Here is a 9,680-nt window from a genome sequence, read left to right on the forward strand (position 1 = left end):
GACTCGGTTGGCGGACTGGGGCGATCTCGTCGCATACATCAGGCACAGCTATGACGTGATCCGGTACGAACCGGACGAAGTTCGCATCCGCGTGTCGTTCGCCAAGGAAGAGGACGACATCCTCGGGCGACGGCAGATCATGGTGGTCGCCCACGAGATCCTCGACCAGAAAGAGGACTGGGTCCAGATCGCCACCCCGTTCGCGCGGGTCGAGCAGGTCGATCTGCGCGAGGTGCTCGCCGAGGTCGGCAACACGATCGTCGTCGGCGGGGTCGCGGCGATGGGTGACTACCTCGTGCTGCGCCACTCCCTGCCGCTGATCAACCTCGACATCAACGAGTTCACCGACCCACTGCACCTCGTCGCCTCCGCGGCGGAGCAGCTCGAACACCGGTTCACCGGCCGCGACGAGTACTGAACCCCGCCGGTACCCACCGTGCGACGCTCAGGCGCCGTCGTCCACTCGTTCGTCGTCGAGGGAACGATCAGCCGCCGGGTGTTCGACGAGCGCGAGGACCTTGCTCGCCATGAAACGCGCCGTGCGTACCGGGGTGCCGGTGCGCGTGACTTCCACGACCTCGACCACGCCGCGGCCGATGCTGACCTCCACCCGGCGGCCTGCCCGCGTCGCCACGACCTCGTAGGCGCGGGTCGCGTCACCGGTGTCCACCACGATCTCGACTCGGTCACCCTTCATGGTCCACCCTTCCGGCCACGCCGACGCGTACCGCCCACCTCGATTCTACCGAACTGACGTTCGAATACAAACCTCCATCGGGCGACGGCACCGTCCGCCGTTCGGTGCCGCGTCGGCTACCCGAGGGCCCGCGCCCTGGCCGCCAGGCATGCGGTGGCCATGGCGCGTCACCTCACGGACCGTAGGGAGTGGTGTCCTTTCCCGGCATGGGATCCATGTACATGTCCCGCCTGCGCTCCGCTGCCGTGTGCGTGTCAGGGCCGCGATTCTCGGCCTTCCGCAACGCACGCAGCTCCTTGCGTAGCGCCCTGCCTTCCTTCCCGCCTCGCACCACCAGCACCACCACGAGGACCACGACCACGAGTACAACTAATGCCACCCAGATACTCATGTCCTGGATATCGATAAAAGGTCGTGAAATGTGACCGTTCCGGCATTCAATGTCACTCGATCGTGCCGGACAATCCCCCGCCCAGGGTTTTACCGCGGATTCGCCGGCACGGGATTCAGCACCTGCCGTTCACGGCGCCCGCGACGCCCGTGTAGGTATAGGCGTCGCTGACCCACGTGCCGTCGATGAGGCGGTTCCACAGGTCCGTGGTGCCCCACCGCCCGGTGTGCGTGGTGCCGGTGGCCGAGCAGGCGACGGACACGGTATCGCCGTCGGCGGCCGTTCCGGCGAGTGCGTAGCCGGTGCCCGGGCCGGTTCTGCGGTTCACCGAGGTGTCGCCGTCGGCGTCGACGATGCCCTGGGTGGCGCCAAGCGTGCCGTAGTTGTACAACTGGCCGCCGACCGGGACCGACCGGCTGCCGTGCAGGGCGGAGCCGTCGTACTGGGCCGGGCCGTTGCGGAACAACCACTTGCCGATGATGTGGTTGGCGATGCCGATGAAGTTCCCGTTGTACATCAAGGAGAAGTGCACGTGGCGCGCCTTGGCGGAGCCACCGCAGCCGGTCTCGGTCCCGGTGTCGCCCAGGTGGGTGCCCGCCGAGACCGCCAGTCCGTCGGCCCACAGGTGGTTGCTCAGGTGGTAGTAGCGGCTGGCATAGCCGTCCGGATGAAGCACCCTGATCATGCCGACGCACGGGGTGTACGCCAGGCCGTCACGCACGGCCAGCACCCGCTGGTCACCGCCCGCCAGGTCGAGAGAACTCCACGGTCCGCCGCCCGCGTCGTGGGCGTGCGGGCCACCGAGCACGGTCCACGACTGGCCGACCGCCCACGGCAGGCGCATGCCGGTCCGGTAGTCACCGTCCACCCTCGGGGTCGCCCGGCCGTCGTGGGCGCTGAACGCGGTGCGTTCCTTCGCCGTGAGCAGCCCGGAACGCCCGGCGAGGTCGGCGAACGCGGGCTGCCCGTCGAGACCGACCCGCCAGCCGGCCACGGAGTTGTCGCGTTCGGCGACGAACAGCCAGTCCCTCGGCACGGAGTCCTCGGGTGCGACCAGTACCACCGTGCCGAACGCCCGGCGGTCGTCCGAGCGGAGCACGCGCACCTCGGCGTCCGGCCAGCGGCTCGCCGCCTCGCCCGCCACCCGGTCCCGCGCCGCGGCGGTCACCTGCCCGACGAGATCGACCGGTTCCGCCGCGGCCGGTGGCACCGGCCAGAAACCCGCCACGGTGACCGCCGACATGACCGCCGACATCATCACCGACACCGCCACCCACCGCGCCGTCCTGCTCACGGCGACACCTCCGTTCACACAGCTGCCAGACCGGCCGCTTCGCGGAGCTTGTCCGCCACGGCCGGCAGGTCCGAGACGCGATCCGCGCCGATCAGCAACGCCGTGCTCACCGGGAAGACGGTGTTCGCGCCGTCCCGCATCGCCTCCGCGGTGAGCACCACCGGCGAGCCGGCAGGGTCGAGCAGCCGCGCCGCGGTCCGCTCGTCGACGAGGTAGATCCACACCCGGTACGGGCTCGGGTCGGCGGTCACCCCTGGCCCCGCGACGGCCTGCCGGTCGTACCGCGACGGCAGCCGGGGCGATGGGCAGCCCCAGGTGATCACCGACGCCGGGTCGTAGTGCGCGCGCCGGAACGCCTGCGCCCAGTGCGGGTGCCCCCGGACCGTGTCCAGTGCCGCGAGGAGCGACCGGTCCGCCAGGTCCCGATCGGTCCCAGGACCGGCCTCGACGCACACCCGGAAGTCGGTGCGGGTCGACACGAGCAGTCCGCTGTCCAGGTCCAGCGAGGGCACGTCGCGCCCGCCTGCGTCCGAGTCGGTCACCGACACGAGCACGAGGCCGACCACCAGTGCCGCCACCACCAGGGTGACGGCACTGAGCACCGTCCTGCCGGTCACGACGCCGTCCTGCCGGTCACGACGCCGTCCTGCGGCTAGACACCGTTCATCACCGTGACGACGGAGCCGAAGTCCGCGCTGCTGGGGTAGGGGTTCATCCAGTTCGTGCAGGCGTAGCCGACCAGTGCGCTGTGCATGAGGCTTGGCGGGCTGCAGTCACCCGCGTCCTGCAGGCCGAACACGTGCCCGAACTCGTGGTTGATGAAGGCACGGCCCTTGCTGCTCAGCTCGCCGCCGGAGCTGAACACGAGGTAGACGTAGGACCAGTTGCTGTCGGTGTGCCCGAAGGCCGGGTTCCACACCGGCTGGTCGAACACCACGCAGTTGTAGTAGCCGGTGCTGCCTCCGCACTTCGAGCTCCAGTCCCAGGCGTAGTGCACCTCGATCTCGATGCTGTTCCGGGTGTCGGGGTCGTAGGCGGTGCAGTTGTACTGCGCGGCACGCAGGTCGATGCGCCAGTCCCCCGTGCCGTCCCAGATCTTGTAGTCCTCCAGCTCGACGAGCGTCTCGTTCAGGAACGCCTTGGCGGAGCTGTTGCTCAGCTTGCCGGTGTCGTGCGACTCGACACAGAACTGCTCGTCCTCCTCCCCGTACCCGGCGCTGGCGAAGTGCATGTTGTTGACGTGCCTGCGGGGATCGGGGTTGATATCGGACGCGTGCGCGGGCGAGGCGGGCACCACGATGAACGTGAGCACCAGCGCGATCAGCCAGAAGCCGGGCACCCAGGCTGGGACCGGCCGTGCGGCCGCGTTTCCGGTCATGGCAGAGATTCCTTTCGCGTGGCAGGGAGACGGAGTCACCGGGATGCTGACGCGAACGGGTCGTGTCACGACAAAGGTCCTCCGGTGCAGGGTTCCGAAAGATATTTACTACGATATCGCACTATCCCATGTCGCAACAGTATGGTTCTACGATGGCAGGAGGGCCGTGAGAGCGGGGAGGCACGTGGAGAACCCGAAGCCGGACGACACCGACGAACTGGTGCTCGAGTGGGCCGAGGCGGTGCCGGAGATCGACCCCCGGGTCGAGCGCGTGATCGACCGGCTGCTGATCAACGCGAAATACCTGGAACAGCTCGCCGCCCGCCTGTCCGAGCCGCACCGCCTCCAGCTGACCGACTACGAGATCCTCGCGCGGCTGTTCTGGGTGGGCCCACCACACCGGCTGCGGCCAACACAGCTGGCGAGGGGGACCATGGCACCGCCCACCACCATCACCAGCCGGCTGGACCGGCTGGAGAAACGAGGCCTCCTGCGCCGGGTGCCCGATCCCAGCGACCGCCGTGCGCTCACGGCCGAACTGACCGACGAGGGCCGCGAGCTGTTCCGCACCATCGTCGCCGAGCAGGCCAAGGAGGAGAAGGCCATCTTCGCCGAGCTGGCAACCGAGGACCTTGACGCACTCGACGGGCTTCTGCGACGCCTCATGTCGGTACTGGAAGACCACCTCGGGCCGGCCCCGCGCAGGGTCACCATGGCGTTACGCGACGACTGAGCGGCTTGACCTTGACACGGTGTTAACGTGTCTCCTGGGTTCAGGAGGTGGTCCCGATCAACACCACAAACGGAACCCCACAGATCAGTGCCGTGGCCAACGCCCTGCGCGCCGAGGACTCGTCGGTCCGGCTGCGGGCGGCTCTGGCGGCGGGCTCGAACCCCGACCCCGCCCTCCTGGACGCACTCGTCGAGCGGTGCGCGGTCGAGCCGGACTTCTTCGTGCGGGACATGCTGTCCTGGGCGCTGACCCGGCTCGCGCCGGAGATCACCCTGCCCCGGGTTCGCCGGGAACTCGACGCGGAGCGCACCCAGGCCCGCAGCCAGGCTTTGCACACGCTCTCCAAGATCGGCGACCGGAGCGCGTGGGCCTGGATCACCCGCGACCTGCTGCGCGACGCCGACGAGGAGGTCGCGCGGACCGCGTGGCGCGTCGCGGCCGCTCTTGTCCCCGAGGACGAGAAGAAGGCTCTGGCCGACGAACTGGCCACGCGGCTCGGCCGCGGCGACCGCACCGTGCGGCTGAGCCTGAGCCGGGCACTCGTCGGCCTGGGCGACGTGATCGAGCCAGCCATGGAGAAGGCCGCGGTGAACCCCGACCCGGCGGTGGCCGCACACGCCCGTGCCACCGTGCTGCTCCTGCGGGACCCGGAGACCGGCTTCGACGCGGCCATCGCCGAGGCGCGGCGAGTCGTCACACTCGGCCCGGAACGGGCCGCCGCCCTTGCCGCGGCCGCGTCGGGAGCCGCCGAGACTCCCGGGACCACGGAGGCAGCGGCTTGCTGATCGGTGAGGTGGCCCGCCGCTCGGGGGTGAGCAGCCGGATGCTCCGGCACTACGACGCCCTCGGGCTGGTGCGGCCCACCGGTCGCACCACCGGCGGCTACCGCGAGTACTCCCCCGAGGACATCCGCAGGATCTTCCACGTGGAGAGCCTGCGGTCCCTCGGGCTCTCGCTCAAGCAGATCGGGCGCGCGCTTCACGACCAGGCCTTCACGCCATCCGCCCTGGTCAGCGACCTCATCCGGTGGACGGAAGACCGCATGGCGCGGGAACGGGAACTGCTGGAGCGGCTCAACGCGATCGACGCGTCGGCGCCCACCGGCTGGCAGGACGTCCTGCGCATCGTCGAGCTCATGCAGGACCTCAACTCGACCAGCGCCGCACGCAGGCAGCAGACCGTCCTCGCCCGGCCGGAGAACGCGCCGGTGCCCGCCGAACTGCTGGCCAGGGCGGTCCTGACCGAATCGGACCCCAACGTCGCGGGTGCCCTGCGCTGGGCGCTCACCCGCACGGGCGACGACGGTGTCGCGACGCTGGCCACCGGCCTGCGCTCGGCGGACGCCGGCATCCGGCGGCGCGCGGTGCTGGCGATCGCCGCGATGCCCGGCGCCCCTGGCACGACCGCGATGCTCACGGACGCACTCGGGGACCCCGACACCACGGTGCGCAGGCAGGCCGCCCTGGCGGTGGGCAGACGCGGCGTCACCTCGGCCGTGCCGACGCTCGTCGGCATGGTGGTCGATGGCGTCAACGACGTCGAGGCGGCGGAGGTGCTTGGCACCCTGTCCCATGACCCGGGGTGCGGGGAGCGGATCATGACCGCACTGGTCGACGAACTCGCCGCGCCCACCGCGGACTCCGCGATCCGGATCCGCCTCACCCAGGCTCTGGTCGAACTGCCGATGGCCACCGCCAAGGAGACCCTGCGCCGACTTGCGAACGACCACGACCCCGCCGTCGCCCTCGTCGCCTCGGCCTTCGTCAGAGTGCGATCCGACGAAGGCCGTTGCAACAAGCAGTCCTAGCCCGTCCGCCTCCCCGGAATTTGAAAGTGTTGGTCCCGACCCAGCGACAGCCGCGGATCGCAGGCGGTTGGTGGCTGGGTGCCGTCACGTTCCCCTGAGGTCACTGTTGGTCAAGCCCAGCCCTCGCACAAAGATCCATCGGACAGGCCGTAATTAGCCGAAGGTCACCACCAGGTGGCCGTCCGAGGCGAAGGACCAGTGCAGGGTGCCCGAGTAGGCGGAGCACCGGGATCCGTTGGAGCCGGACCAGAACTGGTTCGAGCTGTCCGAGTTGCCGATGATGCGGTCGTTCGATCCGCTGTCGCAGGAGGTGTTGCCCCGGAACACCGAGGAACCGCCGTCGAAGTTGAAGTTGCGTTCCGTGTTGCCGATGCCGACGTTGTCCGTGATCGTCATCGTGCCGGTGTTGCGGTTGAAGGTGAAGCCGTGTTTTCCGTTGTCGTAGGCGATGTTGCGCCGGATGACGTGGTTGACCCCGATGTCCTCGCCGCCGAGCTTGTAGCCGTTGCGGTCGCCGTTGCCCGCCTGGGAGCCGTCGGACAGCGTGCCGTTCCCGTAGGCGAGTGAGTCCTCAATGGTCACCGCGCCGATCGGGCCGGTGTCGGACTTGGTGTACAGGTCGTAGCCGTCGTCGATGTTGTTGTGGGACACGGTGTAGCGGAAGACGTTGCCGGACCCGACGGTGAGCTTCGGGGCGAATCCGTCGGCGTCCTCACCGTCGGAGTCGGCGTTGTCGTGCGACACCGAGCTCACGACGAGGTTGTTGGACGGCCACTGGGACTGGGGCGCGTTGGCGATCAGCCGGGACAGCTGCAGTCCCGAGTCGCGGTTGAAGCGCGTCACGGTGCGCTCGATGATGTTGTTGTTGCCCGCGAGGAGAATGCCGTTGTCCCCGGCGCGCTCGACGACGATGCCGTTGAGGTGCCAGTACGACCCGCCGATGGCGAGCCCTCGGTTCGCCGAGTCCTCGCTCTGGGCCGAGAAGTTCAGCACCGGGGTCTCGCCCTGGTAGGCGAACATCTTCGTGCGCGCGCCGGCGGTGCCGTTGTTGCCCTGCGGGATGGTGATCGTCTGCGAGTAGCGGTAGGTGCCGCCGCGCAGGTAGATCGTCCCGCCCGGGCTGACGCGGGTGAGCGCGGAGGTGAGGGTCGTCGGGTCCGACAGCGAACCGGACGCGCCGTCGCTGCCGGTCGGCGCCACGTACAGCGTGTCGGCAGGCGCGGGCGGCGTGCCCTCCGAGGTGACGTCGACGTAGTCGAGGTTCGGCAGTCCGCCGCTCGTGACGGGGTTGAGCCGAATCGTGTTGTTGCCCTCGGTCAGGCTGACCGTCAGGGTCTTGGTGGCCCAGGTGTTCCACGCACCCGTGCCCTCGAACGAGACCGACTGGACCGTGGTGCCGTTGACGACCAGGTTGGCGGCACGGCTGCCGGTGGTGCCGTTGGCGAACCGGACGTCGACCGTCCCGGTGCCCGCCGCCGCGTTCACGGTGAACTGGACATAGCCGCTCGTGGAGTTGGTGCCGTTGCAGAAGCCGGAGCCGGAGTACCCGGCCCAGTCGCTGTCGATCGTGCCGGTGCAGACCGATGGTGACGTCTCGGCCTCGAGACGCGTGGTCGCGGCGGCTGCCGAAGCGGGAGCCAGCAGAGCCACCGTCATGGCGGCGCAGGCGATGGGCGGAAGGAACCTCATTGTTCTTCTCCTATGGTGGTGAGTACGCATAGGAAAGCGCTTACCCAGCACGTTAAGTACTCGCGGGCGCTCGTGTCAATGGTTGACCGAGGTTCATGGGCGCGCTCCCATGAAATCGTTGACCCCGCGCCGCGAAGCTCCTAACATGCGGAGGAAAGCGCTTTCCGGCAACCGGCAGTGCGCGTCGCGTACGTGAACCGGTCAGTCGGCGCTGTCTCGGCACATTGCGTCAGGCACCGATTCTGCCTCGCCTCACGACGAGCTGATCCCACGGAGACCTACCATGCGTATGAGAACCATGCTCTCTTGCATCAGCCTGCTGGCCGGTGCACTCGTTGTCGCGGCATCGTCCGCCGCGCAGGCCGCGCCCACCCGGTACGAGGCGGAGAACTCGCCCGCGGTGTGTGCGGGCACGATCGACAGCAACCACTCGGGATTCGCCGGTTCCGGGTTCTGCAACGGCACAAACTCCACGAGCGGCTACGCCCAGTTCACGGTGACCGCGTCGGCCGAGGGCACGGCCACGGTCGGCGTTCGGTTCGCCAACGGCACCACCACGGCCCGGCCGGGCAACGTGGTCGTGAACGGCACCACGGTGCAGACGCCGTCGTTCGCGGGCACGGGAGCCTGGACGAGTTGGACGACCACGACGTTGACCGTGTCGGTGAACGCGGGCAGCAACACGATCCGGCTGAGCCCGACCACTTCCTCTGGCCTGCCCAACATCGACTACCTCGAACTGGAGAGCGGCGACACCGACCCACCACCAACCGGCGGGCTCGTCGGCTGGGCCACGCAGGCCGGTGGCACCACCGGCGGCGCGGGCGGCGCAACGGTCACCGTGAGCAGCTTCAGCGACTTCCGGACGCAGGCGCAGGCCTCCGGCACCAGGACCATCATGGTCAACGGCATGCTGAGTGGCTCGGGGACCGTCGAGATCAGTGCCAACAAGACGATCCTCGGTGCCGGGTCCGGGTCGGGCATCTCCGGTACCACCCTCAACATCGAGGACATGGCCCCCGCCAACGTGATCATCCAGAACATGAACATCCGAGGGGTGCCAGGCAACGACGCGATCCAGATCGAGAACGCCACGCACATCTGGATCGACCACAACACGATGTCGAGCACCATCGAGGACGATGTCGACTACTACGACGGCATGCTGGACATCACCCACGCCGCCGACTACATCACGGTGTCGTGGAACGTCATCCGCAACCACTGGAAGACCTCACTGGTCGGCCACTCCGACGACAACGAGGGCGAGGATCGCGGTCACCTGCGGGTCACCTACCACCACAACTGGTTCGACCGCACCTTCGAGCGCAGCCCACGAGTGCGCTTCGGTGAGACGGTCCACGTGTTCAACAACTACTACTCGAACGTCGACAACAACTCCAGCTCCTACGCCATCGCCTCCGTGATGGACGCGGGGCTGCTCGTGGAGGGCAACGTCTTCGAGAACGTCCAGCAGGCGTGCTGGTCGGCGAGCGGGTACGCGGACTCAGACCCGGGACGGCTGGTGGCACGTAACAACTCGCTCACCGGCTCCGGACCGTGTGAGACCAACGGCACCGTGGCCGCCATCCCGTACGGCTACAGCGCCGAGAACGTCGGCACCGTCAAGTCGACCGTCACGGCGGGCTCCGGCGCGGGCAAACTCTGAGGCGTTGAGGACAGGCGTGCCG

At 68.7% G+C, this 9,680-nt stretch carries 11 protein-coding genes; 5 read left to right on the forward strand and 6 right to left on the reverse strand.

The features are described from left to right. Positions 1–7: 7 nt before the first annotated feature. Positions 8–418 (forward strand): hypothetical protein, encoded by a 411-nt coding sequence (locus tag WBA97_RS36110; RefSeq protein ID WP_424235508.1) that lies wholly within the window; start codon positions 8–10, stop codon positions 416–418. A 27-nt stretch (positions 419–445) separates the two neighbouring features. Here WBA97_RS36110 and WBA97_RS36115 read toward each other — a convergent pair whose 3' ends face one another. The 5 genes from WBA97_RS36115 to WBA97_RS36135 form a co-directional block, all read right to left on the reverse strand. Continuing rightward, complete coding sequence (locus WBA97_RS36115; protein ID WP_424235509.1) at positions 446–697, reverse strand: hypothetical protein; 252 nt, start codon at positions 695–697, stop codon at positions 446–448. Between the two features lie 172 nt (positions 698–869). Continuing rightward, complete coding sequence (locus WBA97_RS36120) at positions 870–1,088, reverse strand: hypothetical protein (RefSeq protein ID WP_424235510.1); 219 nt, start codon at positions 1,086–1,088, stop codon at positions 870–872. A gap of 115 nt (positions 1,089–1,203) precedes the next feature. Beyond that, complete coding sequence (locus WBA97_RS36125; protein ID WP_424235511.1) at positions 1,204–2,382, reverse strand: peptidoglycan DD-metalloendopeptidase family protein; 1,179 nt, start codon at positions 2,380–2,382, stop codon at positions 1,204–1,206. A gap of 14 nt (positions 2,383–2,396) precedes the next feature. Then, a complete protein-coding gene (locus tag WBA97_RS36130; protein WP_424235512.1) occupies positions 2,397–2,999 on the reverse strand; it encodes a hypothetical protein in 603 nt (200 codons plus the stop codon). Positions 3,000–3,034: 35 nt separating this feature from the next. Next, entirely contained in the window at positions 3,035–3,760 is a 726-nt protein-coding gene (locus WBA97_RS36135; protein WP_424235513.1) for a hypothetical protein, read from the reverse strand. A gap of 184 nt (positions 3,761–3,944) precedes the next feature. Here WBA97_RS36135 and WBA97_RS36140 point away from each other — a divergent pair, with 184 nt between their 5' ends. From WBA97_RS36140 to WBA97_RS36150, 3 genes are read left to right on the forward strand one after another with little or no spacing between them, the layout of a single operon-like run. Beyond that, positions 3,945–4,493, forward strand: coding sequence for a MarR family winged helix-turn-helix transcriptional regulator (locus WBA97_RS36140; protein ID WP_424235514.1), 549 nt, complete (start codon positions 3,945–3,947; stop codon positions 4,491–4,493). 47 nt (positions 4,494–4,540) lie between these two features. Beyond that, positions 4,541–5,278 (forward strand): HEAT repeat domain-containing protein, encoded by a 738-nt coding sequence (locus WBA97_RS36145; RefSeq protein WP_424235515.1) that lies wholly within the window; start codon positions 4,541–4,543, stop codon positions 5,276–5,278. Beyond that, positions 5,272–6,300: a MerR family transcriptional regulator gene (locus WBA97_RS36150; RefSeq protein ID WP_424235516.1), complete on the forward strand. Its 1,029-nt coding sequence runs from the start codon at positions 5,272–5,274 to the stop codon at positions 6,298–6,300. The genes WBA97_RS36145 and WBA97_RS36150 overlap by 7 nt, the downstream gene beginning before the upstream one ends. Before the next feature lie 153 nt (positions 6,301–6,453). Here the strand turns inward: WBA97_RS36150 and WBA97_RS36155 are convergent, their stop codons facing one another. Continuing rightward, positions 6,454–7,989 carry a carbohydrate-binding protein gene (locus WBA97_RS36155; protein ID WP_424235517.1) on the reverse strand — a complete coding sequence of 512 codons (1,536 nt, stop codon included), beginning with the start codon at positions 7,987–7,989 and terminating at the stop codon, positions 6,454–6,456. A 283-nt stretch (positions 7,990–8,272) separates the two neighbouring features. Between WBA97_RS36155 and WBA97_RS36160 the strand changes: the two genes are divergently transcribed. Beyond that, positions 8,273–9,658 (forward strand): CBM35 domain-containing protein, encoded by a 1,386-nt coding sequence (locus WBA97_RS36160; RefSeq protein ID WP_424235518.1) that lies wholly within the window; start codon positions 8,273–8,275, stop codon positions 9,656–9,658. Positions 9,659–9,680 lie beyond the last annotated feature (22 nt).

The organism is Actinophytocola sp. (assembly GCF_049647105.1).
Taxonomy (GTDB): domain Bacteria; phylum Actinomycetota; class Actinomycetes; order Mycobacteriales; family Pseudonocardiaceae; genus Actinophytocola.